Source organism: Microbacterium sp. NPDC087868 (genome assembly GCF_044900755.1).
In the GTDB taxonomy this organism is placed as follows: Bacteria; Actinomycetota; Actinomycetes; order Actinomycetales; family Microbacteriaceae; genus Microbacterium; species Microbacterium galbinum.
Genome location: NZ_JBJDNO010000004.1, coordinates 433,726 through 459,180 on the forward strand (window position 1 = coordinate 433,726; position 25,455 = coordinate 459,180).

Below are 25,455 nucleotides of genomic sequence, written 5' to 3' on the forward strand. Positions count from 1 at the left end.
GCTCAGCCCGCGGCGGCCAGCGCGTCCTCGGAGAGGAACGCACCGAGGAGTTCGGTGACCGTGGCGTGCATCTCTTCGTCGGAGATCGACGGCGTGCCGTCGCCGGCCTGCGGGCCGTAGTCCCCGAACGAGGCGTGCGAGGCGCCGTCGATCTCGACGAGGTCGGCATCGGCGGGCAGGTTGCCGCGCGCATCCGAGATCTTCGCCGGCGTCGAGAGGCCGTCCTCGGAGCCGGCGAGGCTGAGCACCGCGAGATCGGTGCCGGACAGATCGTTGGCGCAGTACGAGCCGAAGAGCACGAGCGCATCGGCATCCGCCGCGAGCTGGCAGGCGCGCACGCCGCCCAGGGAGTGGCCGCCCACGGCCCACACGTCGACGTCGGGCGCGGCGGAGGTGAAGGAGTCGAGGGGGCGCGGGTCGAAGAAGGCGAGGTTCAGCCAGGGACGCGTGATCACGACCGTGACCCCCTCCTCGGCGACGCCCTGCAGGATCGCGGCGTACGCCCAGGGGTCGACCTTCGCGCCGGGCACGAAGACGAGACCGATCTCGGAATCCCCGTCGGCGGGCGCCAGGACGATGCCCTGCTCCGCGTCGTCGACCGTGATCGCGGGGTTCTCGCGCACGGCGGCGAGGGGGGCCTTCTCCGCCCCCATCACACCGATCTGGCTCCAGGCGACGATGCCGCCGGCGCCGAGGAGGACGAGGATCAGGATGCTCCACAGCATCCACTTCAGGACGCGCCGGCCACGCTTCTTCTGCACCTCTCCAGGGTACGCGCGATGCCTGGGAGAGCACCGCTCACGCGGGTTGCGCGAGAGCCTGCTGCTCCCGCCGGACAGCGCCGCGGTAGGCGTCCTTGTTGACGTAGTAGGCCATGCGGTCGAGGCCCAGGTAGTGATACCCGCCGGTGAGGTCGGGCCAGGCGGAATCGGTCACCCTCGCGCGGAACCGCGCCGCGCGGGCCGGGTCCCGCTCCGCCGTGTCGAGATACGTGGCGAGGAGCTCCGCCTGCTCGTAGCGGCCCTGCCAGCCGATCCCGGATGCCTCGATCATGCCCATCACGAACAGCCCGTTGAACGACGGCGGGAACACGTGCAGGAAGAGCCGGGGGGAGGCGCCGCGCCAGTTCAGGTGCGCGGGGTCGACGAACGGATAATCGAGTCGGTAGCCGGTCGCGAGGAGCACCAGGTCGTACTCGCCGGACGATCCGTCGCGGAAGTGCACGGTCGAGCCGTCGAAGCGGTCGACGTCGGGCCGGACGCGCAGATCGCCCTGGCCGAGGTGATTGAGCACCATGGTGTTCACGATCGGGTGCGACTCGTAGATGCGGTAGTCGGGCTTCGGGAAGCCGAACCGCACGGGGTCGCCGGTGAAGGCGCGCAGCACGCGGGAGTCGAGGGCCTGCTTGAGCCGGGCGGGCAGCGGACGGCCCTGGTTCAGGGTGTCGCTCGGGCGACCGAAGAGGTAGCGCGGAACGAAGTAGTAGCCGCGACGCACGCTCATGTCGATCGCGTCGGCGTGGTGCACGGCATCCACTGCGATGTCGCAGCCCGAATTGCCGGCGCCGATGATGAGCACCCGGCGTCCCGCGAGCTGCGCGGGGGAGGAGTAGGCGCTCGTGTGCAGCACCTCGCCGGTGAAGTCGCCCGGGAAGGTGGGGACGTTCGGCTCGGCGAGCGTGCCGTTCGCGAGCACGACGCCGGCGTATCGGTGCGTGTGCTCGCCGTCCGGGCCGACGCTCGTCAGGTCCCAACCGCCGTCGTCGCGGGGGTCGAGCCGGGTGACGCGCGTGTCGAAGCGGAAGAGCTCGGTCAGACCGAAGTGATCGGCGTACTCCCGGAAGTACTCGAGCAGCGCCGCGTGCCCCGGATAGTCGACCGTCGATCGCATCGGGAACTCGCGGAACTCGGTCGTCGTGCGCGACGAGATGAGGTGCGCCGACTCGTACATCGTGCTGCGCGGATTGGAGATGTCCCAGAGGCCGCCGACGCCGTGCGAGGCCTCGTAGCCAACGACGGGGATGCCGCGCTTCCGCAGAGCGCGGACGGCGGCCAGGCCCGACGGTCCCGCGCCGATCACGGCATAGGTGTCCATGTTGCCCCCGCACGTCCGTGTACCGAAAACGCCCCCGCACCCCGATCGTATCGGGGTGCGGGGGCGTCCGCGATCGATGGATCAGGCGGCGCGGAGAGCGTCCTGTCGGGCGGCCACGACCGCCTCGACGGCGACGAAGAGCGGATGCTGCGGCTCCAGCCCCGTCGTGCGCGTCGTGAACGTCTGCGCGTCCAGCGTGCCGAGCAGCTGGCGCAGCTCGACCGCCTGGGTGTCGTCGGCATCCTCGAACTCGAGGGTCGCGGCGATGGCCGCCACGAGCGCGTCCGTCGACAGGCCGTGCTCGGCGGCGGCGGCGGCCGGTCCGATGAACCGCTCGTGCCGCGAGATCTTGCGCAGCGGCTGGCGTCCGACGCGCTGCACGGTGTCGACGAGCGCCGGATTGCGGAAGCGCTCGAGGATGGTCGCGCGGTACTCGGCCAGATCGGCCGGGTCGAGCCCGTGGGTCGCGGCGAGCACCGCCGAGGTCTCCTCGAGGGCCGCGCCGACCGCCGCGGCGATCTGCGGATCGGCGAGGGCGTCGGAGATCCGGTCGATGCCGGCGCGGGCGCCGAAGTACGCGGTGGCCGCGTGACCGGTGTTGACGGTGAACAGCTTGCGCTCGATGTACGGGGCGAGGTCGTCGACGAAGTGCGCGCCGGGGATGCTCGGCAGCGAGCCGCCGAACGGGCCCTGCTCGATCGTCCACTCGAAGTACGGCTCGACCGTGACGTCGACTCCCGCACCCTCGGGCTGGGCCGGCACGATGCGGTCGACGGCGGTGTTCGCGAACACGGCCTTCGCGAGCAGCTCGCGCGCGTCGGCGCCCGCGGCGCTCTCGATCTCGGCGCGGAGCAGATCGGTCGCGCCGATCGCGTTCTCGCACGCCATGATCACCAGCGGCGCGGCGTCGGGGGAGCGGCGGGTGAGACCCGCGACGATCGTCGGCGCGATGAAACGCAGGACGGTCGGGCCGACCGCGCAGGTCACGACGTCGGCCGTGGCGACCTCGTCGGCCGCGGCATCCGGATCGGTCTTGCTGTTGACGGCCCGGAACCCGGTCACGGTGCGGTCGACGCCCCCCGGCCCGACCTCGTGCACCGTGTACGCGTCGACGGCGTTGATCGCATCGACGAGCGCATCCGCCACATCGGAGAAGACGACCTCGTAGCCGCCCTCGTGGAGCAGGAGGCCCACGAACCCGCGGCCGATGTTGCCGGCGCCGAACTGGACGGCCTTCATCCCTCGTTCACCGCCGAGAGCAGGGCGAAGAGCTCGTCGGGGGTCTGCGCCGCCGTCAGCTTCGCGACGTCGTCCTCGTCGGAGAACAGGATCGCGATCTGCGAGAGGATCTCGAGGTGCTCGTCCCCGCGTCCGGCGATGCCGATCACGAACGTCGCCGGCTCGCCCGCCCAGTCCACGCCGCCGTCGTAGCGCACGACGGAGAGGGCCGAGGCGAGGATCGCGTCCTTGGTCTCGTTGGTGCCGTGCGGGATCGCGAGACCGTTGCCCATGAAGGTCGAGACCGTCTCCTCGCGCTGACGCATCGCGTCGACGTAGGCCGGGGTCACGGCGCCCACCGAGACCAGGATGTCGGTCGCCTCCTGCAGGGCCTCCTCCTGCGTCGCCGATCCCGGGTGGATCCGGATCTGGTCGAGGGTGAGAACGCTCATGATGATTCCTTTCTGAGAATGGTCCGGTGGGCGGATGCCGCAGCATCCGCCCACCGGGGTGTGTCACGCGTCGGTGTCGCGCTGGGCGCGCACCATCTCGACGACCTCTTCATACTTCGGGGAATTCATGAAGTTGTCGACCGATACGTGCAGGGAGTTCGGCGACTGGGCCCTCGCGCGATCGGTCAGCTGCTGCTGCGTGATCACGAGATCGGCCGTTCCGTCGAGGTTCGCGATCGCCTGATTGGTGACCGTGACGCCCTCGACGCCCGCCTTCTTGAACTTGTTGCGCAGGACGCTCGCGCCCATGGCGGAGGAGCCCATACCGGCGTCGCACGCGAACACGACGTTCTCGATGCGGCGATCGGTCGCGACGGGAGCGGCACCGGCCGCAGCCTGTGCGGCGAGGCCGGAGAGCGCGTCGGAGGACTTGCCCTTGTTCGCCTCGGTCTGGGCGACGGCGGCGGCGAAGGCGTCTTCCTTCGCGAGGTCCTTCTTGCGGCTTGCGCGCAGGATGAGTGCCGAGATGATGAACGTCACCGCTGCCGAGAGGATGACCGAGAGGATGACACCCAGGTAGTCGGTTCGATAGGTCTGACCGAGTACCGCGATGATGCTTCCCGGCGCTGCCGGCGCGACGAGACCCGTGTTGAAGAGCATGTTCGTGGTGACGCCGGTCATGCCACCGGCGATGAGGGCGACGATCAGGACAGGCTTCATGAGCGCGAACGGGAAGTAGACCTCGTGGATGCCACCGACGAACTGGATGACGGCCGCTCCCGGTGCCGATGCGCGCGCAGCGCCGATACCGAAGAACGTGAAGGCGAGGAGAAGGCCGACACCGGGGCCGGGGTTCGCCTCGAGCAGGAAGAGGATCGACTTGCCGCTTTCCGCCGCTTGCTGCGTTCCGAGCGGCGTGAGGACGCCGTGGTTGATGGCGTTGTTGAGGAAGAAGACCTTCGCCGGCTCGATCAGGATGCTCGTGAGCGGGAGCAGGTTCGTCTCGACGAGCCAGTTGACCGCCGCCGAGAGGACGTTCATGAGGCCATTGACGAGCCACGCGATCGGATAGAAGCCGATGATGACGAGCACGAAGCCCCAGATTCCGGCCGAGAACATGTTCACGAGCATCTCGAAGCCGGGCTTGATCTTGCCGTCCCAGAGGGAATCGAGCCACTTCATCGTGTAGGCGGCCAGAGGAGCCATGATCATCGCGCCGATGAACATGTGGATCTGGCCGAGCTGGTTGTCGGCGGGCAGATTGGCGTTCACCTGGGCGATGAGGTAGTCCGAGCCGGCGATCGGACCCATCACGGCGATCGCCGCGACGATTCCACCCCGCATCTTGTAGATCAGGAATCCGCCGGTGTATGCGATCACGATCGGCAGCAGGTAGTGGATGATCGGGCCGACCAGCGTCTCGAGTTGTGCGTTCGGCGTCCACCCCTTGGGGATGAAGAAAGCGGTAATGATGCCCCACGCGATGAGGGCGGGGATGTTGGGCATGATCATGCCGGAGAGGAACGTGCCGAAACGCTGCACGCCCGTTCGGAGCCCGTTCGCCTTCGCGGGGGCTGGTGACGTCGTCGTCATGATGTCGTCTCTTTCTGGTGAGGAGGGAGGGCCGTGGATGCTTCCACCACGGCCAGGCGTGCACCGGCGGCGTCGTCCGCCGCCAGTGCGAGCTCGGCGAGGTTACGGGCCTCGTCGAGCGTGCGTTCGGAGAGCGCGTGGCGGACGTCCGCCAGCGCTGCGGGAGCCATCGAGAGGCTCGTGGCGCCGAGGCCCACGAGTACGACGGCGAGGAGGGGATCGGCGGCGGCCTCACCGCAGATGCCGACGGGCTTGCCCAGGCGAGAACCTGCGGCCCCGACCTCGCGCACGAGGCGCAGGACAGCGGGGTGCCACGGGTCCTGGAAGCTCGCGACCGATCCGAGCAGGCGATCGGCCGCCATCGTGTACTGCGTCAGGTCGTTGGTGCCGATCGAGGCGAAGTCCGCGTGCGCGAGCACCCGGTCGGCGAGCAGCGCGCTCGCCGGCACCTCGACCATGACGCCGGCGGTCTTCAGCCCGTATTCGCGGGCGAGGCCGGTGAAGTACGCGGTCTCCTCGACGGTCGTGACCATCGGCGCCATGACCCACAGGTCGGCGGAGGTGGCGGCATCCGCCTCGGCGAGGGCCGTGAGCTGCTCGCGCAGGATGTCCTCGCTCGCGCGCAGCGAACGCAGGCCCCGGAGCCCGAGTGCAGGGTTCTCCTCGTGGGCATCGTTGAGGAAGGCGAGGGGCTTGTCTGCGCCCGCGTCGAGCATGCGCACGACGACCTTCTTGCCCGGGAAGGCGGCGAGCAGCTCGCGGTACGACTCGCGCTGCTGCGCGATCGTGGGCGCCTGCGTGGCCGAGAGGAACAGGAACTCGGTGCGGAAGAGCCCCACGCCCTCGGCGCCGCGCTCGACGGCGTCCGCGGCATCCGCGGGCTTGCCGAGGTTCGCCAGCAGCGGGATCGCGGTGCCGTCGGCCAGCGCCCCCGGCGTCGCGGGTGCGGCGTCGGCGGAGGCGCGCTCCGCGGCGCGCTGGGCGGCGCGGTCGAGGGCGTCCTGTGCGGGATCGGCGGTGACGATGCCCGCCGCGGCGTCGACGATGACCGTCGTGCCGGTCGCGAGAGCCGCTGCCTCGGTCGCTCCGACGATCGCGACGATGCCCTTCTCACGCGCGAGGATCGCGGTGTGCGAGGTGGGGCCGCCATCGCTCGTGATGAGCGCGAGCACCTGGTCCAGATCGAGCAGGGCGGTGTCGGCGGGCGCGAGATCGCGCGCCACCAGGACGAACGGATGCCCCGGGTTCGGCACGCCGGGCGCCTCGACGCCGCGCAGGCGGGCGAGCACCCGCTGGGCGATGTCGTCGAGGTCGGCGGCGCGTTCGCCGAGATAGCCGCCGACGGCCTCGAGCGTGGCCTTGAATCCCGCGAAGGCGTCGTGCACGGCCCACTCGGCGGTGGAGCCGGCGTCGATGCGCTCGTCGACCTCGTCCTGGAGCGTCGGGTCCTCGGCGATCATCGCCTGGGCTTCGAGCACCTCCTGGGCCGACCCGCCGGCCGCCTCGCCGCGGGCGGTGAGCTCCTGGGCGACGACCGTCACGGCCTCGCGCACGCGCGCCCGCTCCGCCTCGGCGCCGACGGTGCTGGGCGTCTGGTCGGGCGCGGGCAGCGCCTCGGTCATGCGCACGACCGGGCCCTGCGCGACGCCGAGCCCGATGCCGACTCCGCGCAGCTCGCTCATCAGGATTCCTGGTCGTGGTCGGTGGTCAGCAGTTCGGTGAGCGTGTCGAGCACGCCCTCCGCGCTGTCGCCGTCGGCCGTGAGGGTGACGTAGTCGCCGTGCTCGATCGCGAGGGCGATGACCCCGAGGATGCTGGCCGCGTTGACGGCCTTGCCGGAGTCCTTGGCGATCGTGACGGGGATGCCCGCCTCCTTGGCGGCCTGCGCGAAGAGCTTCGCGGGGCGCGCGTGCAGCCCGTGGGAGGAGCCGATCCGAACGGTGCGTGAAACGGTCATGGTGTTCCTTTCGGGGTGGTCTCCGCGGCGAGCAGCGCGCGCACCAGGGCGAGCGTCCGTTCCCCGTCGCGGTCGGCGAAGATGTCGGCGGGCAGGAGGGCGACGGGAACCCCGGCGCTCGCGCGCAGGGCGTCCACCCGGTCCGCGAGGTGCGGGCCGACGAGGAGCGCATCCTGTGCGCCGGGGAAGACGGCGGACTCCACTCCGGCGACGGCATCCCATTCGAGACCCGCGTCGGATGCGGCGCGCCGCAGTCTCTGTGCGACGAACGTGCTCGACGCACCCGCGCCGCACACAATGAGGATCCTCATCGATTCCACCTTCCTGAGAACAGTCTGTGAAAGACCGGGGGTGGCGTGCCAACAGGATCCTTTCCGCCCCTGCGGAACCCCGCTTCCGGCCCCCGCTCCGGCCGCGGCCTGACATCATGGGAGGGCGGCGCACAGAGAAGTCGCGCACGTACGACGAGCAGAGGGAGGATCATGTCGCGCCAGCGCCAGGACCAGATCCTCACCGTTCTGCTGCGTCGGGGATCGTGGGCGACCGCTGCCAGCCTCGCCGATCTGGTCGGGGTGACGCCCCGCAGCATCCGCTCGTACGTCGCCGCCCTCAACGCCCGCGTCGGCGGCGACGCCGTGGAGTCCGGTCCCGCGGGCTATCGTGCGGGCCCCGCCGCGCGCGATGCGCTGCGCGCGCGGTCGGGTGGCGAGTCCGCTCCACGCGATCGCCTGCACGCCGTGGTGCGGATGCTCCTCGACGAGCCCGACGGCATCGACATCTACGCGACCGCCGAGCGGATGCACGTCAGCGAGGCGACCCTCGAGTCCGATCTCGCCCGTGTCCGCAGCCTCCTCGACGGCACGGACCTCGTGCTCGAGCGCGATCGCGAGATCGTGCGCCTGCAGGGCACCGAGGAGGAGCAGCGCCGGCTGATCTCGCGCCTCGCCCACGACGAGATGGATGCCGCGTCGTTCCACCCCGAGACGTTCCGTCGTGCGCTCGCCGGCACGGGCATGTCGGCCGAGGCGGTCGGCCCGTTCAAGTCGGCGCTCGTGCGCGAACTCGGAACGCTCGGCTACTTCGTCAACGAGCTCGCGATCTCGGACGTGCTCCTGCACATCGCGATCGCGACGGACCGCGTCGCCGCGGGCTACGCGATCGCGGGCGTCCCGACCGGAGCGCACGACGAGATCCCGCGGGTGGGGGAGACGATCTCACGCCTGGCGACCGAGCACTTCGGCGTCGAGCTGGGGGAAGGCGACAGCCGGCACCTCGCCTCGCTCGTGCTCACCCGGGTCGTCGCTCCCGGCGAGGAGGCGACGCGGGAGGTCGCCCGCAGCGGCGTGGAGGTCGGGGTCGAAGACGCGGTGCGCGCCGAGCTCGCCCGGGCTGCGGCCGAGTACGACGTCGACCTCGTCGAGGACTCGTTCGTGCTCCGCCTCTCGCTGCACGTGCAGAACCTGCTCCGGCGTGCGCAGGGCCAGGCCTTCGCCCGCAACCCGCTCACGCGCTCGTTGAAGACTTCGTACCCCATGATCTTCGAGGTCGCGGTGTCGATCGCCTCGGGGTTGCACGACCGCCTCGGCACCCCGATCCACGACGACGAGATCGCCTACATCGCCATGCACGTCGGCGGACGGCTCGAACGCAGCCGCAAGGCTGCGACGATCCTCACCGCCACCATCGTCTGCCCGGGGTATTACGAGCTGCACGAGCTGCTGCGATCGAGCGTCGACCGCTCACTCGGTTCGGCGATCGAGGTGACGAGCGTGGTGACCAGCGTCGACCCGGACTGGTCGTCGTTCGACACCGACCTCGTGCTCAGCACGATCGAGCCCGCCCTCACCGGCGACCGCTTCGTGCGCATCCATCCGTTCTTCACCGACTCCGACGTCGAGCGCGTGCAGCAGGCCGCCGGTCGCATCCGCCGCGGTCGCCGGCTCACGCACCTGCGCGAGGAGCTCGCCCAGTACTTCGACGCCGATGCCTTCGTGCACCCGCTGCCCGACGAGGGCGAGGAGGCGATCATCCGACGCCTCGGAGGACTGCTCGTGGACACCGGCGTCATCGGGGAGGACTACGTCGAGAACACCATCGTGCGCGAGCGGATGTCGTCGACCGCGTTCACCGATGCGCTCGCCGTGCCGCACGCGCTGCAGATGACCGCGACGCGCACGGCCATCGCGATCGGGGTGGCCGACGGATCGGCCGCGTGGGCGGACGGTCGGGTGCAGGTGGTCGCGCTCGCCGCCTTCAGCGAGGGCGATCGCGCGGCGTTCCAGACCGTGTTCGAGCAGCTCGTAGAGGTCTTCAGCGAGCGCGAGAGCGTGCAGCGGATCGTGCGCCGGGGAACGACTTTCGAGGCCTTCCTCGACGAGCTCGTCGCCGTCATCGACGGCTGAGCGTTCTCGCCGTCATCACCGCAGACAGCGGAGCGGGGTCAGCTCGCCGGCGCGAGGACGGCCGCCAGCTCGTCGAGCAGCTCATCGGCACCCGGGCCCGCCGCGGTCTGCAGCTCCACGGCATCGCCCGTGCCGAGCGCGAGGTCCATCACCGCCAGCACGCTGCGCAGATCGACGGTCGTCCCGTCCGAGGTGCGCAGGGTGACCGGTGCCCCGTGCGCCTGCACGAGACGGACGATCTCGGCGACGGGTCGGGCATGCACTCCGTTGTGCGCGCTGACGATGACGTGGCGGGTCGGCATGATCCGATCGTATCCGGGTATGCCGACGGCGCGCGGCCCCGAGGGGCCACGCGCCGTCGTGAGGGATCAGGAGCGCTCGTCGAGGAGTTCCCGCACACCGGTCTCGATCTCGGCGACCGCTGCGCGGGCTTCGTCGGCCGAGGCACCCGCGGCGTCGATGTACACCTTGAGCTTGGGCTCGGTACCGCTCGGGCGCACGATCACCCGTGAGCCGTCGTCGAGCCGGTAGCGCAGCACATCGCCCGAGGGCTGTCCCGCGGCTGCGTGCAGAAGATCCTCGGCCGAGGCGACCGGGCGGCCGGCGATCTGGACCGGGGGCAGCGTGCGCAGGGCCAGCATGACGCGCCCGATGATCGAGAGATCGTCGACGCGGATCGAGACCTGACCGCTCGAGAAATGCCCGTAGGTGTCGCCGAGTTCCGCGAGCAGATCCGCGATCGATGCGCCGCGGTCGCGGGCCTCGGCGGCGAGGCCGAGGATCGCGACGGCTGCGGAGATGCCGTCCTTGTCGCGCACCGTCTCGGGGTTCACGAGATAGCCGAGGGCCTCCTCGAAACCGAAGACGATGCCGGGCGCACGGGAGATCCATTTGAACCCCGTGAGCGTCTCGTGGAAGTCGAGGCCGTGGTGCGCGGCGATCGCGCCGAGGCCCGGCGACGACACCAGTGAGCACGCGAGCGCTGCGCCGGGCGTACCGGCGGCGGCGCGCGCGGCGCGGGCGCCCAGGAGCAGGCCGACCTCGTTGCCGGTCAGGCGACGCCAGCCCTCGGGGGCAGAGTCGTCGGGGATGGCGACGGCGAGGCGGTCGGCGTCCGGGTCGTTGGCGAGGATGAAGTCCGCGTTCGTACGACGGGCACGCGCGAACGCGAGGTCCATCGCTCCCGGCTCCTCCGGATTCGGGAAGGAGACCGTGCGGAAGGTCGCGTCCGGCGCGAGCTGTTCGCCGACGACGGCGGGCCGCGGGTACCCCGCGGCGGTCACGATGCGCGCGAAGGTCTCCCACCCGACGCCGTGCATCGCCGTGTACACCCAGCGCATGCTCGATGCGCTCGCGGGAGCGGGGGCGACCGCGGCGGTGGCGGCCACGTACGCATCGACGACGTCTTCGCCCGCGACCTCGTAGGAGGTCGAGCGGGGGAGAGCGGCGATGCTGCCGGCATCCGCGATGAGCTGGATGGATGCCGCGATCTCGGCGTCCGCCGGGGCGACGATCTGCGAGCCCTCGTCGGCGCCGCCGAGGTAGACCTTGTAGCCGTTGTCGTTCGGCGGGTTGTGGCTCGCGGTCACCATGACCCCGGCATCCGCACCGAGGTGGCGCACCGCGAATGCGAGCACCGGTGTGGGCAGTAGACGGGGGAGCAGCACGGCACGCAGCCCCGCGCCGGCGAAGATCTCGGCGGAGTCCGTGGCGAACACCCGCGAGTTGCGGCGTCCGTCGTAGCCGATCACCACGGTCGGCGTCGCGCCTCCCGAGCGCTCGCGCAGATACGCCGCGAAGCCCGCGGCGGCCTGCGCCACGAGCACCCGGTTCATGCGGTTGCTCCCGGCCCCGAGCTCGCCGCGCAGACCCGCCGTCCCGAAGGCCAGGCGGGCGCCGAAGCGGTCGTCGAGGTCGGCCAGCGCGGCCTCCTCGCCGCTCGCCGCGCGCGTGATGATCCCGGCGAGCTGGTCGCGGGTCTCGTGGTCGGGGTCCTGGCGCATCCAGGCGCGTGCCTGGGCGAGCCGCTCCTCGCTCACAGCGCCTCGACCACTCGGGCGAGGAGGGCCGAGATCACCGGCTCCGCCTCGCGGCCGGCCTCGATCACCTCGGCGTGGCTGAGGGGCGTCTTCTGGATGCCGGCGGCGAGGTTCGTGATCAGCGAGAATCCGAGCACCTCCATGCCCGCCTCGCGGGCGGCGATCGCCTCGAGAGCGGTCGACATGCCGACGATGTTCCCGCCGATGACCTTCGCCATCTGCACCTCGGCCGGCGTCTCGTAGTGCGGGCCGCGGAACTGCGTGTAGACGCCCTCGTCGAGGCTCGGGTCGACGCTGCGGGCGATGTCGCGCAGGCGCTTCGCGTACAGATCGGTGAGGTCGATGAAGGTGGCGCCCTCGAGCGGGGAGTCGGCGGTGAGGTTGATGTGGTCGCTGATGAGCACCGGCTGGCCGGGCGTCCAGGTCTCGCGGATGCCGCCGGCGCCGTTCGTGAGCACCATGATCTTGGCGCCGGTCGCCGCCGCCGTGCGCACGCTGTGCACGACACGACGGACGCCGTGGTCCTCGTAGTAGTGGGTGCGCGCGCCGATGACGAGGACGTTCTTGCCGTCGGGGGTGCGGATGCTGCGCAGGGTGCCGACGTGGCCTTCGAGCGCGGGCTTCGAGAAGCCGGTCACCTCGGTCGCGGGGATGGTCGCGACGGTCTCGCCGATGATGTCGGCGGCCTTGCCCCAACCGCTGCCGAGCGTGAGCGCGATGTCGTGCTTCTCGACGCCGGTCAGCCGGGCGATGTCGGCGGCGGCGGTGGCGGCGACCTCGAACGGGTTGGCGTTCGGGTCGTCCAGGGGGTTGCTGTGAGTCTCGGACATAGGCTCCACTCTAGGAAGGTGACGGCTCGGCTGCCAAGATTGCGGAAGAATGGCTTTCATGTCTTCCACCCCTTTCGAGCGCACTCAGCGCGTCGCCGTCCTCGGCGGCGGTCCCGGCGGTTACGAGGCGGCCCTGGCTGCCGCTCAGCTCGGAGCCGAGGTGACCCTGGTCGAGCGCGTCGGCGTGGGCGGTGCGGCAGTCCTCACCGACGTCGTGCCGTCGAAGAGCCTGATCGCGACGGCCGATGCCGCGGTCGCGATCTCCGAGGCGAGCGACCTCGGTGTGCAGTTCTACGCGAAGGGCGAGAAGGGCAAGCCGCTCAAGCCCGAGATCGCGATCAACCTCGCTGCCGTCAACAAGCGCCTGATGGCGCTCGCCGGGCAGCAGTCGGAGGACATGCGGGCGACCCTCCTCGAGGCGGGTGTGCGCATCCTCTCCGGTCACGGGCGGCTGGAGGGTTCCGACGCGATCGTCGTCTCGACCGGTCAGGGCGGCACCGACTTCGACCGCGTGGAGGCCGACACCATCGTGGTGGCGGTCGGCGCGGCTCCCCGCGAGCTGGACTCCGCCAAGCCCGACGGCCGACGGATCCTCACGTGGACGCAGCTGTACGACATGAAGTCCCTCCCGGAGCACCTGATCGTGGTCGGCTCGGGTGTCACCGGCGCCGAGTTCGCCTCCGCGTACATGAACCTCGGTGCGAAGGTGACGCTCGTCTCCAGTCGCGACCAGGTGCTTCCCGGCGAAGACCAGGATGCCGCCCGCGTGCTCGAGAAGGTCTTCAAGCGCGGTGGCATGACCGTGCTCTCGAAGGCCCGCGCCGACAAGGTCGAGACCACGAAGGACGGCGTCACCGTCACGCTCTCCGACGGCCGCACGGTCGACGGCAGCCACTGCCTCATGGCGGTCGGATCCATCCCCAACACCGCCGACATCGGTCTGGCCGAGGCGGGCGTGGAGCTCACCGAGCAGGGGCACGTCCGAGTGAACCGCGTGGCGCGCACCTCGGTCCCCAACATCTACGCGGTGGGCGACTGCACGAACTTCTTCCCACTGGCCTCCGTCGCGTCGATGCAGGGCCGTACGGCCGTGTTCCACGCTCTCGGCGACATCGTGATCCCGCTGGAGCAGATCAAGATCACCTCGAACATCTTCACCGCGCCCGAGATCGCGACCGTCGGGTACTCCGAGAAGGACGTCGAGGACGGCGTGGCCGACGGCATGGTCTACAAGCTCCCGTTGGCGGCGAACCCGCGCGCGAAGATGATGGGCATCAAGGACGGCTTCGTGAAGCTCATCGCCCGCAAGGGGTCGGGAACCGTCATCGGCGGCGTGATCGTCGCCCCGAAGGCCTCCGAGCTGATCTACCCGATCGCGATCGCCGTCGAGCGGCGCCTCACGGTCGATCAGGTCTCGCGCGTCTTCGCGGCGTACCCCTCGCTGTCCAGCAGCATCACGGACGCGAGCCGGGCGATGCACCTATTCAACATCTCCTGACCGGACGACGCGAAAGGCGCCCCACCTCGGTGGGGCGCCTTTCGCGTGTTCGCGGGATGGTCAGCTGATCGTGAGCAGCTGGTGCCCGGCGGAGACGGTGGCACCGGCATCCGCATTGATGTTGCCGACGACGCCGTCCTTGTGGGCCTGCAGAGGCTGTTCCATCTTCATGGCCTCCAGCACGACGACGAGGTCGCCCTTGACGACCTGCTGCCCCTCTTCGACGGCGATCTTGACGACCGTCGCCTGCATGGGCGACTTGACCGCATCGCCCGAGGCGCCCGCGTTGGCGGTGGTGGCATGGCTGCGACGCGCCGGCGGCACGGCGGCCGGGCGCCCGGTGCTACCGGCTGCGACGGCCACGCGGTCGGGCAGGCTGACCTCGAGGCGCTTGCCCGCGACCTCGACGACCACCGTGTGGCGACCGGCACCCGGTGCCGGGGCCTCGAGCTCGCCGTCCCACGCAGGGATGTCGTTGACGAACTCGGTCTCGATCCAGCGCGTGAAGATGCCGAATTCGCCGTTCTCGGCGGTGAAGGCGGGGTCGCGCACGACCTTGCGGTGGAAGGGGAGCACGGTGGGGAGACCCGCGACCTCGAACTCGTCGAGCGCGCGGCGCGAGCGCTCCAGCGCCTCCTCGCGGTCCTTGCCGGTGACGATGATCTTCGCCAGCAGCGAGTCGAAGGCGCCCGAGACCGCATCGCCGGCGGTCACGCCGGAGTCGAGACGGATGCCGGGACCGCCGAAGGTCTTGAAGACGTGGACGGGGCCCGGCTGGGGGAGGAAGCCGCGACCCGGGTCCTCGCCGTTGATGCGGAACTCGAAGGAGTGGCCCTGGGGCTCGGGGTCGGCGTAGTCGATCGTGCCGCCGGCGGCGATGCGGAACTGCTCGCGCACGAGATCGATGCCGGTGACCTCCTCGGAGACCGGGTGCTCGACCTGGAGGCGCGTGTTGACCTCGAGGAACGAGACCGTGCCGTCGGCGCCGATGAGGAACTCGCAGGTTCCGGCGCCCACGTAGCCGACCTCCTTGAGGATGGCCTTCGATGCGGCGTAGAGCTGGGCGTTCTGCTCGTCGGTGAGGAACGGCGCGGGCGCCTCCTCGACGAGCTTCTGGTGGCGACGCTGCAGCGAGCAGTCGCGGGTCGAGATGACGACGACATTGCCCTCGGCGTCCGCCAGGCACTGGGTCTCGACGTGGCGCGGCTTGTCGAGGTACTTCTCGACGAAGCACTCGCCGCGACCGAAGGCCGCGACGGCCTCGCGCGTGGCCGACTCGAACAGCTCGGCGACCTCGTCGAGCTCGCGGGCGACCTTGAGGCCGCGCCCGCCGCCGCCGTAGGCCGCCTTGATGGCGATCGGCAGGCCGAACTCCTTCGCGAAGGCCACGACCTCGTCGGCGGTCTCGACCGGACCGGGCGTGCCGGGGGCGAGCGGGGCGCCCACCTTCTCCGCCACGTGGCGCGCGGTGACCTTGTCTCCGAGGGCCTCGATGGCCTCGGGCGACGGGCCGATCCAGATGAGTCCGGCACCGATCACGGCGCGGGCGAACTCGGCGTTCTCGGCGAGGAAGCCGTATCCGGGGTGCACGGCGTCGGCACCGGCGCGCCGGGCGACGGAGAGGATCTTCTCGATCTGGAGGTACGTCTCGGCGCTCGTCGCGCCTCCGAGTGCGTAGGCCTCGTCGGCGAGTCGCGTGTGCAGCGCGTCACGGTCCTGGTCGGCGTAGACGGCGACCGAGGCGATTCCGGAATCCCGGGCGGCGCGGATGATGCGGACGGCGATCTCGCCGCGGTTGGCGATGAGCACCTTGGCGATAGCAGGCATGGTTGCCAGCCTAGCGAGAAGCAGGGGGATCCATTTGACGACTCCCCACAAGAAAGAGCCGAGAACGTGGAGGGGAGTCTACGACGTGGTCGGGGTGTTCCAGAGGTCCGTCCAGACGACGCCGAGGTCGGCGGCGAGGCGCCGCACGGTTGAGAGGGACATCCCCACCACGGTCGATGGATCGCCGTCGACCCGGGTGATGAACGCCCCGCCCAGGCTGTCGACGGTGAAGGCGCCCGCGACCAGCAACGGCTCGCCCGAGGCGACGTAGGCCGCGATCTCCGCGTCGGAGATGTCGTCGGCGAAGGTGACGGATGCCGCGGCCGTCGCGGTGGCCTCGACCGGCTCCGCGCCGGGCGAGACGCGGAAGACCGAATGTCCGGAGTGCAGCACGCCGGTGGCGCCGCGCATCTCGCGCCAGCGGCGCGTCGCCTCCTCCGCCGTGTAGGGCTTGCCGTAGACGCGTCCGTTGAGCTCGAACATCGAATCGCCCCCGATCACGATGCCATCGAAGGAGGGGTCCTCGGACGAGAGGCGACGGGCGACATCGGCGGCCTTGGCCCGTCCCAGCAGCAGCACGAGCTCCGCGGGGGGCAGCTCCGCTCCCCGTTCGGCCGCGGCGGCCGCCGCCACCGCGTCCTCGTCGACGTCGGGGGAGAGGGTGAGCGGCTCGATCCCCGCCTGTCGCAGCAGCATCAGACGGGCGGGAGAGGTGGAGGCGAGGCAGACGCGCATGTGGTCCACCGTATCCGTGGACCGCCGTATCCTCGAAGGATGACTTCCCCCGATGCGGACCTGCTCGACCTCGACATCACGGGGATCGCGCACGGCGGCACCTTCGTCGCCCGCCACGAAGGACGCGTCGTCTTCGTCTCCGACGCCATCCCGGGCGAGCGCGTCCGTGCCCGGCTGATCGCGCCCGGCGAGGGAGCGGATGCCTCGACCCGCAGCTTCTGGCGCGCCGAGACCGTCGAGGTGCTCGACGCGTCCGAGCACCGTCGTCCGCACCTCTGGGCAGAGGCCGACGTGACCCGTGATCCCGCCGATCGTCCGGGTGGAGCCGATCTGGGGCACATCGATCTCGACCACCAGCGCGTCCTCAAGCGGCAGGTGCTGACCGAAGCGCTCGACCGCTTCGCCGGCGCGGGTCTCGAGGCCCCCGAGATCGAGGCCGTCGAATCGGGCGACGGGAGCGGCTGGCGCACGCGTGTCACGCTGCACGTCGACGACGCGGGGCAGGTCGGTCCGTACGCGGCCCGCAGCCACCGCGTGATCCCCGTGACCTCCCACCCGCTCGCGCGGCCGGCGATCGCCGAGGCCGCACTCTCCCTGCACGGAGAGGCCCCGGGGCGCATCGAACTCGTCGAACCGGCCGACGGCACGGTGCGGGTCATCCGCCGCGACGCCACCGAGCGTCCGGCGAAGGTCGCCCGCGGGTTCCGACGCCGCCCGGCTCCCGAGGTGATCCACGAGGTCGTGAACGACCGGCGGTTCGCGGTCGACTCCACCGGGTTCTGGCAGGTGCATCCGCGTGCGGCATCCGTTCTGGATGCGGCGGTCTACGGCCTTCTCGACGGGCACGTCGACGAGCGGGCGACGCACTTCGACCTCTACGGCGGGGTCGGCCTGTTCGCCGCGACGCTCGCCGATCTCGGCGGCACCGACATCGTGACCGTCGAATCGAGCGCCCGGGCGACCCAGCATGCCGCCGAGAACCTCGCCCCGCTCGCGGTGAACGCCGTGACGGCGCGGGTCGACCGGTTCCTCGCCACGCGCACCGGAGGCGGACGCAGCGGAGCCGTCATCCTCGACCCGCCGCGCGCGGGCGCCGGCCGCCAGGTCGTCGAGGCGGTGCACGCCCTCGCTCCGGAGGCGATCGCCTACGTCGCCTGCGATCCGGTCGCCCTGGCACGCGACCTCGGCACGTTCCGGGGGCTCGGCTGGAATGTCGACCGGCTGCGCGGGTTCGATCTGTTCCCGCACTCGCATCACTTCGAGGTCGTCGCGCTGCTCACCCGCTGACTAGGCTGTGGGGATGAGCACGGTCGCCCTCATCGATGATCACGAGTCCGTCCGCCTGGGACTCGAAGCGGCGTGCGCGCGCGACGGGCAGACCATCGTCTTCTCGGGCAGCACGGTCGTGTCGTACCTCGACTGGCGCGCCGCATCCGGCGCGGCACCCGCCGAGGTCGTCGTGCTCGATCTCACCCTCGGCGACGGGACGACGGTCACCGAGAACGTGACCTCGCTGGTCACCGACGGCGCGAGCGTCGTCATCCACAGCGTCGCCGATCGTCCGGCCGCGGTCCGAGAGGCGCTCGCCGCCGGAGCCGCGGGCGTGGTGAGCAAGTCCTCCGCGCTCGACGACGTGCTCGATGCGATCCGCACCGTCGCCCACGGCGAGGCGCTCAACAACGTCGAGTGGGCGAGCGCGGTCGACGGCGACCGCGATTTCGCCGACGCGCAGCTCTCGACCCGCGAGCGCGAGGTGCTCCGCCTGTACGCCGCCGGGCTGCCGCTCAAGGCGGTCGCCGAGCGTCTCGGTGTCGCCTACTCGACGGCCAAGGAGAACATCACCCGCATCCGCGTGAAGTACGTCGAGGTCGGGCGCCCGGCGCCGACGAAGGTCGACTTGCTCCGCCGCGCGATGGAAGACGGCATCGTCGAACCAGACGGGGCGTCGAGTGGCCGCTGAGTCCCTCAGCATCCGCGAGGCGTGGAACCAGATCCCGTCTCCCGGAGCGGCCGAGACCGAATTCGAACGGTTCACCGGCAAGCGCATGGAGCGCATCCTCGCCACGGTCGTCGCGATCGGGTCGACGGCGCTCGGCGTGCAGGCGCTGTTCGTCGCGATCCCTTCCCTCGCGGATGCGAACGTCGGCCACGCCGTCATCGTCTTCCTCGTCTACGTGCCGTTCGCGGTGATGCTGGTCTGCTGCCTGATCGGCCGGGGAGTCCGTGTCGCGTCCGGCGTCTTCGCCGTCACGTACGTGCTCGTGCTCGCCGCCTGGCCCAACGTCGTGACGATCGGCGACGGGCTCGCGGCCAAACAGCCGTGGATCTTCTTCTTCGTCAACGTCGGCGTCGTGGCCGCGATGCTCGCCTTCCCGGTGCGCGTGCAGTACGCCTGGGCGGTGGCCGTGCCGTTCGTCTACGGCTACGTGCGGCTCGTGCAGGGGGAGTTCTCCCGCGAGTTCTGGACCACGACGGCGTTCGATGTCTCTTTCACGCTGATCCTCGGCATCGTCATCATCTCGCTGGGGTGGATGTTCCGCTCGGTCGCCGCGGGCGTCGACGACGCGCGAGGGCACGCAGTCGCCTCCTACGCGGCAGCGGCGGCGGCGGCCGCCGCGGAGGAGGAGCGCATCGCGATGTCGGCGCTCATGCACGACAGCGTGCTCGCGGCGCTGATCGCCGCCGAGCGGGCCGAGAGCGACAGGGCGAAGGAACTCGCGGTGGCGATGGCGCGCGAGGCGCTCACCCGTCTCGCCAACACCGAGGCGGCGGTCGCCCAGGAGGGCAGCGATGAGCCGGTCGCCGTCAGCCAGATCGTGTCGGAGCTGCGTCGGGCACTGTCGGAGATGGGCGTGGACGCGATCGTCGAGGAGACCGGTACTCCCGGGGCGATTCCCGGCCGCGTGGCGCGCGCGCTCGTGCTCGCCGCGCGTCAGGCGATCGGCAACGCGGTGACGCACGCGGGCGGGCGGGGACTCCACATCCTCGCCGACTCGCAGGGTGACGACGGCATCCGCGTGATCGTGAGCGATACCGGAGCGGGGTTCGACCTCACGGCGATCGGCGAGGACCGCCTGGGGATCCGCGCGTCGATCCTCGCGCGCATGGCCGGCGTGGCCGGAAGGGCTCGGATCGATTCGGATGCCAGGGGCACGACCGTGACCCTGGGCTGGAGCGCCTCATGAACCGGACCGTCCGCAGCGTCGCGACGTCTCTCGCGGTCGGCTTCGCCTTGTACTTCGCTGCGCGCGCCGTGTGGTGGATCGTGCAGCCCACGGCACCGCTGCTCATGGTGCTCGCGATCGCGCTCTACCTCCTGGTCGTCAACCTCGCGATCCTCGGCTCTCCGGAAACGGTGAAGCTGCCGTTGTGGACGGCGACGCTGGCGGTGATCGTCAGCGTGATCATCCCGATCGCGGTGACGTTCTCGCTGAACGAGGCAGGGCGGACCGCCCCCTTCGCCACCTGGTACATCGGCGGCGTGGGCTTGCTCAGCGTGATCCTCATCGTCCGGCGGCGGTTCCTGACGGGCTGGCTGATCCTCCTTCTCCTGGTGGCGACGTCGTCGGTCTTCCTGGGCTTCCTCGAGTCCCTTCTCAACTTCGGCCTGGTCGGATCGATCATGTGGGTGGTCGTCGCGAACCTCCTGGTGTGGTTCTGGGACCGGGCGGTGCGCGACACCGAGCGCCTCGCCGAGATCCAGCAGGCCGTGTCGGCCTGGCACGCCACCCAGCTCGTGCGTCAGCGGGAGCGTCGCGTGCGCACACAGTTCGCGCTCGCGGTCGCCGGCCCCGTGCTCAGCCGCGCGGTGGCGACGCGTGGCTCTCTGACCGAGGAGGAGCGTCTCGATGCCCGGCTCGCCGAGGGGCGCCTGCGTGATGAGCTGCGCGGAGCCGACCTGCTCAACGATGCGGTCCGCGATGCGATCGAAGCGGCGCGTCGGCGCGGCGCGGTCGTCACGGTGTTCGACGAGGGCGGTCTCGAGGGGGTCGACGAGGCGCGTCGCATCGAGATCCGGGACGAGCTCGCCGGCGTCCTGGCGGGGGCCCACGCGGGACGCCTCATCATCCGTTCCGCCAAGGACGATCGCACAGCGGTGACGGTGGTCGGGCGTGTGGGGTCGGGATCATCGCGCGACGACGACTCCGTCGACGTGTGGCACGAGATCCCGCGCAGTGCCGCCCGCGGCTGAACCATCGGCGATGGCGCTTCTCTTCGGCTCCGGCTGGGGGAGGGTGCCGGAGTCGAAGAGGAAGTGAGAATGGGCGAGGGGCGGCGATATCGCCAGCCCCTCGCCATGCGGCTCAGTTACCCGAAAACCAGCCGCGGATGATCGATCACCGTCTGTCTACCCTGGGACAGAGAGACCGATCGAACGCGAAGCGTCTCTATTAGTTTCGCGGCTCGCAACCCCCGTGTCTGTAGGTATTTTGGGGGACATAGGTGCGCGGATGCGGGAGGATGGCCGGATGAGCACGCGGCGCGGAACGAACCTGCCCCGAATGGGCGACTTCAATCAGGCGGTCGTGATCGAGGCGATCCGCCGCGCGGGTGAGGCGCTGAGCCGTACGGAGCTCGCCGCGACCACCGGACTCTCCGCGCAGACGCTCACGAACATCACCCGCCGCCTCCTCGACGAGGGACTGATCGCCGAGGCCGGGCGCGCCATCAACGGCCCGGGAAAGCCCCGCGTCCTGCTCCGTCTGGTCGCGGAGAGCCGGTACTCGGTGGGTGTCCATCTCGATCCCGCCGTGGTGACGGTGGTGCTCCTCGACCTCGCCGGCGCGGTGGTCGCGCGGCGCCTGATCCCGGTGGGATCACCCGAACCCGGGCGAATCATCGACGAGATGGCTCGCGCGATCGATGCCCTCATCACCGAGGTCGGTGTCGATCGCTCGCGGATCTTCGGTATCGGACTCGCCGCTCCCGGACCCCTCGACGAGGCGAACGGGACCGTGGTCGACCCGCCCATGCTGCGCGGATGGCGCCGGGTGCCCCTGCGTGAGCTGCTGTCGGCGGCGACCGGGTTCGCGGTGGCGTTGGAGAAGGACACCGCTGCGGCGGCCGTGGGTGAGCTCTGGACGCGCCGAGGTCCCGTGGACGACTCGTTCGTCTTCCTCTACCTCGGCACGGGCCTCGGTGCGGCGCTCGCGCGCGACGGCGATGTCACGCGCGGACGCACGGGCAACCTCGGCGAGATCGGGCACATCGTGGTCGATCCTGAGGGGCCGCCGTGCGCCTGTGGATCCCGGGGATGCGTCGCCGTCACGTGCACGCCGCAGTCGATCGTGGCGGAAGCGGTGCGTGCGGGGGTGCTGTCTGCGGAGGGCGACGATGACGAGCCCGGTGCGCTCGAGGCGCGATTCGCGCACGTATGTGCGCGGGCGGAACAGGGGGAGGTGGCCGCCGCGGGAATCCTCGGCCGTGCCGCGCGCTGCACCGCCGCCCTCCTGGTGGTGCTCACCGACGTCCTCGACGTGGAGCGCATCGTGCTCGGGGGACCCTTCTGGGGGTACGTCTCGGAGGTCTACCTCGCCGAGATCTCGGAGCACGTGCAGCGGCTGAGCGCGACGCGAGCGCTGCGGGAGATCCCGATCGACGGCACGGTCGTGGGTGCCGACGTGGGAGCCGTGGGGGCGGCCTGCGTGGTGCTCGATCGGGCGCTCACCCCGCGGAGCTCGACGCTGATGCTGTCGGAGCGCTCGGACGTGCCTGTGGCTCCTTAAATCCAATCGATGTAGTATTCGGGTGTTCCTCCGTCATCGTCGATCGGAAACCCGTCATGCACGACAACTCCTCACTGGTCGAAGCACGCATCCGCCGGTTCGTGCGGGAGCGCCTCGAGCCCGCGCTGTACGCACACTCGCACGAGCTCACTCTCGAGGCCTGGCGGGTCCCGGATGAACCCGTGCCGTTCGCCGAGGCGGTCGGGCAGACGTACGCCCCCTTCGCCGTGGGCTCGCCGTGGGGGCGTGCCTGGAGCACGATGTGGCTGCGGGTGACCGGGACGATCCCGACGACGGATGCCGGGCAGCGGGCCGAACTCGTCTTCGACCTCGGCTTCCACGGCGCGCAGCCGGGGTTCCAGGCCGAGGGCACGGTGTACCGGCCGGACGGATCCATCGTCAAGGCGGTCGAGCCGCGCAACGCCTACGTGCCGCTCGACGGTGCTCCGGGCGATGCGATCGAGCTCTACCTCGAGGCGGCGGCGAACCCGGACGTGGGCGACGGGTTCCGCACCTTCGGCCCCACGCCGCTCGGGGAGTGGGACTCCGCCGGCGACGAACCGCTGTACGAGCTGCGTCGTGCCGACGTGGCCGTGCTCGACCTCACGGTCTGGGAACTTCTGCAGGACATCGCGGTGCTCGACGGTCTGCGCGCCGAGCTCCCCGAGAGCTCCTCCCGCCGCGCCGAAATCCTGCGCGCCCTCGAGCACGCGGTCGACGCGACGGATCCGGACGACGTCGCCGGCACCGTCGCCGATGCGCGCGTCGCAATCTCGGAGGTTCTCGGCCGCCCGGCATCCGCGTCCGCGCACTCCGCCCACGCGGTCGGGCACGCCCACATCGACTCCGCGTGGCTGTGGCCGGTGCGCGAGACGCAGCGCAAGGTGGCGCGCACGTTCTCGAACGTCCTCTCGCTGATCGGAGAGGACTCCGAGTTCTCGTTCGCGGCGTCGTCGGCGCAGCAGTACGCCTGGATGAAGCGGTTCCAGCCCGAGCTCTTCGAGCGGTTGCGCGCCGCCGTCGCGGCCGGTCGATTCCACCCCGCGGGCGGCATGTGGGTGGAGTCCGACACGAACATGCCGGGAGGCGAGGCCCTCGCGCGCCAGTTCGTGCGGGGAAAGCGTTTCTTCCTCGAGGAGTTCGGGGTCGAGCCCCTCGATGTCTGGCTGCCCGATTCGTTCGGATACTCGGCCGCGCTCCCGCAGATCGCGCGGGCCGCCGGGTCGCGGTGGATGCTGACGCAGAAGATGTCGTGGAACGAGACGAACACGATGCCCCATCACACCTTCACGTGGGAAGGTCTGGACGGCACCCGCATCTTCACGCACTTCCCGCCGGTCGACACGTACAACTCGCAGCTCTCGGGTGCGGATCTCGCCCGCGCCGAGCGCCAGTTCGCCGAGAAGGGCGCGGCGACCGCCTCGCTCGTGCCCTTCGGATACGGCGACGGCGGAGGCGGGCCGACCCGCGAGATGCTCGCCGCCGCCGCACGACTGCGATCGCTGGAGGGATCACCGACCGTGACCCTCTCCGATCCGCGGTGCTTCTTCGAGACGGCCGAGGCCGAGTACCCCGATCCGCCGGTGTGGTCGGGGGAGATGTACCTCGAGTTCCACCGCGGCACCTACACCTCGCAGGCGCGCACGAAACGCGGTAACCGGCGCAGCGAGCACGCCCTGCGCGAGGCCGAGCTGTGGGCGACGGCCGCGGCGCTGGCGGGTGCCGAGTACCCGTACGACGCGTTGGAGGAGGCGTGGGAGACCGTGCTCCTGCAGCAGTTCCACGACATCCTTCCCGGCAGTTCGATCGGTTGGGTGCACCGCGAGGCCGAGCGCCGCTACGCGGAGGTCCTCGAGACGCTCGACGGCCTCATCGACACCGCGTTCGAGGTCGTCGCAGGCCGCGGGGAGGTGGAACTGGTCGCCAACGCGAGCCCCTACCCGTCGGGTGGTGTGCCCGGCCTGGCGATCGGCGTCGCGGAGTCCGCGAATGCGGCGGCACATGCCGGACGGCATGGCGAGGAGATCGTGCTCGAGAACGAGCATCTGCGGGTCGTGGTGGATGCCGATGGGCTCATCTCCTCGCTGAGCGTGCGTGCGACCGGGCGCGAGACGATCCCGACGGGGGAGCGCGGGAACCTGCTGACGCTGCACCGCGACACCCCCACGGCATGGGATGCCTGGGACATCGACGAGCACTACCGCCGGCACGCCGTCGAGCTGAGGGATGTCGTGGCGATCGAGGTCGTCGCGCACCCGACCGCCGCCGTCGTGCGGATCGACCGGGAGTTCGGTGCGTCCCGCATCACTCAGGTCCTCACGCTCGCGGCGGGGTCCCCGAGCCTCGACATCGAGACGATCGTCGACTGGCACGAGCGCCAGAAGCTGCTCAAGCTCGGCTTCCCGCTCGACGTGCACAGCGATCGTGCGGCATCCGAGATCCAGTTCGGTCACGTGCACCGGCCCACCCACACCAACACGTCGTGGGACGTCGCCCGTTTCGAGACGGTCGCACACCGCTGGGTGCACCTCGGAGAACCGGGCTTCGGGGTCGCGATCGCGAACGACTCGACCTACGGCCACGACATCACGCGAGCGCCCCGTGAGGGCGGCGGAACGGCGTCGACGGTACGGCTCTCCCTGCTGCGGGCGCCGCTGTTCCCCGATCCGGAGGCGGATCAGGGACGACACGCCTTCCGCGTCGGCATCCGTCCGGATGCGGGGATCGCGGATGCCGTGCGCGAGGGGTACCGCCTGAATCTGCCCGCACGCTCGCTGCGCGGCTCTGGCCCCGTCGCGCCGCTATTCGCGGTGTCGTCGGACGCGATCGTGATCGAGGCGGTCAAGCTCGCGGAGGACCGGAGCGGTGATGTCATCGTGCGGCTGTACGAAGCGCACGGCGGACGGGCGGTGGGGGAGGTCACGCCGTCGTTCGACTTCGGGTCGGTCGTGGAGACCGACCTCCTCGAGCGGGAGACACCGCGGGCGGCGGTCACCGGCGTCGCGACGGGCGTCGAGCTGTCGCTGCGGCCGTTCCAGCTGGTCACGCTGCGCTTCGCGCGCTGATCCACGGTTCCGGGAGAGC

General features: G+C 70.7%; 21 protein-coding genes. 8 read left to right on the forward strand and 13 right to left on the reverse strand.

The window, feature by feature from the left end:
• Positions 1-2 precede the first annotated feature (2 nt).
• The 8 genes from ACI2JZ_RS16005 to ACI2JZ_RS16040 all read right to left on the reverse strand — a co-directional run bounded on the left by ACI2JZ_RS16005 (position 3) and on the right by ACI2JZ_RS16040 (position 7,625).
• Complete coding sequence (locus ACI2JZ_RS16005; protein ID WP_404598585.1) at positions 3-725, reverse strand: alpha/beta hydrolase; 723 nt, start codon at positions 723-725, stop codon at positions 3-5.
• 73 nt (positions 726-798) lie between these two features.
• Positions 799-2,094, reverse strand: coding sequence for a flavin-containing monooxygenase (locus ACI2JZ_RS16010; protein ID WP_404598476.1), 1,296 nt, complete (start codon positions 2,092-2,094; stop codon positions 799-801).
• A gap of 81 nt (positions 2,095-2,175) precedes the next feature.
• Positions 2,176-3,333 (reverse strand): mannitol-1-phosphate 5-dehydrogenase, encoded by a 1,158-nt coding sequence (locus tag ACI2JZ_RS16015; RefSeq protein ID WP_404598478.1) that lies wholly within the window; start codon positions 3,331-3,333, stop codon positions 2,176-2,178.
• Positions 3,330-3,764: a PTS sugar transporter subunit IIA gene (locus tag ACI2JZ_RS16020; protein ID WP_247624824.1), complete on the reverse strand. Its 435-nt coding sequence runs from the start codon at positions 3,762-3,764 to the stop codon at positions 3,330-3,332. Before ACI2JZ_RS16020 ends, ACI2JZ_RS16015 begins: the two co-directional genes overlap by 4 nt.
• 63 nt (positions 3,765-3,827) lie before the next feature.
• Positions 3,828-5,357: a PTS mannitol transporter subunit IICB gene (locus ACI2JZ_RS16025; RefSeq protein ID WP_404598481.1), complete on the reverse strand. Its 1,530-nt coding sequence runs from the start codon at positions 5,355-5,357 to the stop codon at positions 3,828-3,830.
• Positions 5,354-7,039, reverse strand: a complete 1,686-nt coding sequence (gene ptsP, locus ACI2JZ_RS16030) for a phosphoenolpyruvate--protein phosphotransferase (RefSeq protein ID WP_404598482.1) — start codon at positions 7,037-7,039, stop codon at positions 5,354-5,356. Before ptsP ends, ACI2JZ_RS16025 begins: the two co-directional genes overlap by 4 nt.
• Positions 7,039-7,314 (reverse strand): HPr family phosphocarrier protein, encoded by a 276-nt coding sequence (locus ACI2JZ_RS16035; RefSeq protein WP_247624821.1) that lies wholly within the window; start codon positions 7,312-7,314, stop codon positions 7,039-7,041. Before ACI2JZ_RS16035 ends, ptsP begins: the two co-directional genes overlap by 1 nt.
• Positions 7,311-7,625, reverse strand: coding sequence for a PTS sugar transporter subunit IIB (locus tag ACI2JZ_RS16040; RefSeq protein WP_404598483.1), 315 nt, complete (start codon positions 7,623-7,625; stop codon positions 7,311-7,313). The genes ACI2JZ_RS16035 and ACI2JZ_RS16040 overlap by 4 nt, the downstream gene beginning before the upstream one ends.
• A gap of 171 nt (positions 7,626-7,796) precedes the next feature.
• Here ACI2JZ_RS16040 and ACI2JZ_RS16045 point away from each other — a divergent pair, with 171 nt between their 5' ends.
• Complete coding sequence (locus ACI2JZ_RS16045) at positions 7,797-9,716, forward strand: BglG family transcription antiterminator (protein WP_404598484.1); 1,920 nt, start codon at positions 7,797-7,799, stop codon at positions 9,714-9,716.
• Positions 9,717-9,754: 38 nt separating this feature from the next.
• On the opposite strand, the gene ACI2JZ_RS16050 is transcribed toward ACI2JZ_RS16045, so the two are convergent.
• The 3 genes from ACI2JZ_RS16050 to ACI2JZ_RS16060 all read right to left on the reverse strand — a co-directional run bounded on the left by ACI2JZ_RS16050 (position 9,755) and on the right by ACI2JZ_RS16060 (position 12,585).
• Complete coding sequence (locus ACI2JZ_RS16050; protein ID WP_247624818.1) at positions 9,755-10,018, reverse strand: HPr family phosphocarrier protein; 264 nt, start codon at positions 10,016-10,018, stop codon at positions 9,755-9,757.
• 66 nt (positions 10,019-10,084) lie between these two features.
• Positions 10,085-11,755: a phospho-sugar mutase gene (locus ACI2JZ_RS16055; protein WP_404598485.1), complete on the reverse strand. Its 1,671-nt coding sequence runs from the start codon at positions 11,753-11,755 to the stop codon at positions 10,085-10,087.
• Positions 11,752-12,585: a purine-nucleoside phosphorylase gene (locus tag ACI2JZ_RS16060; protein ID WP_404598486.1), complete on the reverse strand. Its 834-nt coding sequence runs from the start codon at positions 12,583-12,585 to the stop codon at positions 11,752-11,754. Before ACI2JZ_RS16060 ends, ACI2JZ_RS16055 begins: the two co-directional genes overlap by 4 nt.
• Before the next feature lie 49 nt (positions 12,586-12,634).
• Here ACI2JZ_RS16060 and ACI2JZ_RS16065 point away from each other — a divergent pair, with 49 nt between their 5' ends.
• Complete coding sequence (locus ACI2JZ_RS16065; RefSeq protein ID WP_404598487.1) at positions 12,635-14,083, forward strand: NAD(P)H-quinone dehydrogenase; 1,449 nt, start codon at positions 12,635-12,637, stop codon at positions 14,081-14,083.
• Between the two features lie 60 nt (positions 14,084-14,143).
• Here the strand turns inward: ACI2JZ_RS16065 and ACI2JZ_RS16070 are convergent, their stop codons facing one another.
• Positions 14,144-15,910 (reverse strand): acetyl/propionyl/methylcrotonyl-CoA carboxylase subunit alpha, encoded by a 1,767-nt coding sequence (locus tag ACI2JZ_RS16070; RefSeq protein ID WP_404598488.1) that lies wholly within the window; start codon positions 15,908-15,910, stop codon positions 14,144-14,146.
• Positions 15,911-15,988: 78 nt separating this feature from the next.
• The gene (locus ACI2JZ_RS16075) at positions 15,989-16,645 is read right to left on the reverse strand and encodes a Maf family protein (RefSeq protein WP_404598490.1); all 657 of its coding nucleotides are present in this window, start codon (positions 16,643-16,645) and stop codon (positions 15,989-15,991) included.
• Positions 16,646-16,684: 39 nt separating this feature from the next.
• On the opposite strand from ACI2JZ_RS16075, the gene ACI2JZ_RS16080 reads away from it, so the two are divergent.
• The 6 genes from ACI2JZ_RS16080 to ACI2JZ_RS16105 all read left to right on the forward strand — a co-directional run bounded on the left by ACI2JZ_RS16080 (position 16,685) and on the right by ACI2JZ_RS16105 (position 25,436).
• On the forward strand, positions 16,685-17,932 hold the full coding sequence (locus ACI2JZ_RS16080; protein WP_247956558.1) for a class I SAM-dependent RNA methyltransferase: 1,248 nt from the start codon (positions 16,685-16,687) through the stop codon (positions 17,930-17,932).
• Positions 17,933-17,945: 13 nt separating this feature from the next.
• Positions 17,946-18,605 carry a response regulator transcription factor gene (locus ACI2JZ_RS16085; protein WP_247624811.1) on the forward strand — a complete coding sequence of 220 codons (660 nt, stop codon included), beginning with the start codon at positions 17,946-17,948 and terminating at the stop codon, positions 18,603-18,605.
• Positions 18,595-19,830 carry a sensor histidine kinase gene (locus tag ACI2JZ_RS16090; protein WP_404598492.1) on the forward strand — a complete coding sequence of 412 codons (1,236 nt, stop codon included), beginning with the start codon at positions 18,595-18,597 and terminating at the stop codon, positions 19,828-19,830. Before ACI2JZ_RS16085 ends, ACI2JZ_RS16090 begins: the two co-directional genes overlap by 11 nt.
• On the forward strand, positions 19,827-20,837 hold the full coding sequence (locus ACI2JZ_RS16095) for a hypothetical protein (protein ID WP_404598494.1): 1,011 nt from the start codon (positions 19,827-19,829) through the stop codon (positions 20,835-20,837). The genes ACI2JZ_RS16090 and ACI2JZ_RS16095 overlap by 4 nt, the downstream gene beginning before the upstream one ends.
• A 277-nt stretch (positions 20,838-21,114) precedes the next feature.
• Positions 21,115-22,371 carry an ROK family protein gene (locus ACI2JZ_RS16100; RefSeq protein WP_404598495.1) on the forward strand — a complete coding sequence of 419 codons (1,257 nt, stop codon included), beginning with the start codon at positions 21,115-21,117 and terminating at the stop codon, positions 22,369-22,371.
• 56 nt (positions 22,372-22,427) lie between these two features.
• Positions 22,428-25,436 carry an alpha-mannosidase gene (locus ACI2JZ_RS16105; protein ID WP_404598497.1) on the forward strand — a complete coding sequence of 1,003 codons (3,009 nt, stop codon included), beginning with the start codon at positions 22,428-22,430 and terminating at the stop codon, positions 25,434-25,436.
• Positions 25,437-25,455: the final 19 nt, after the last annotated feature.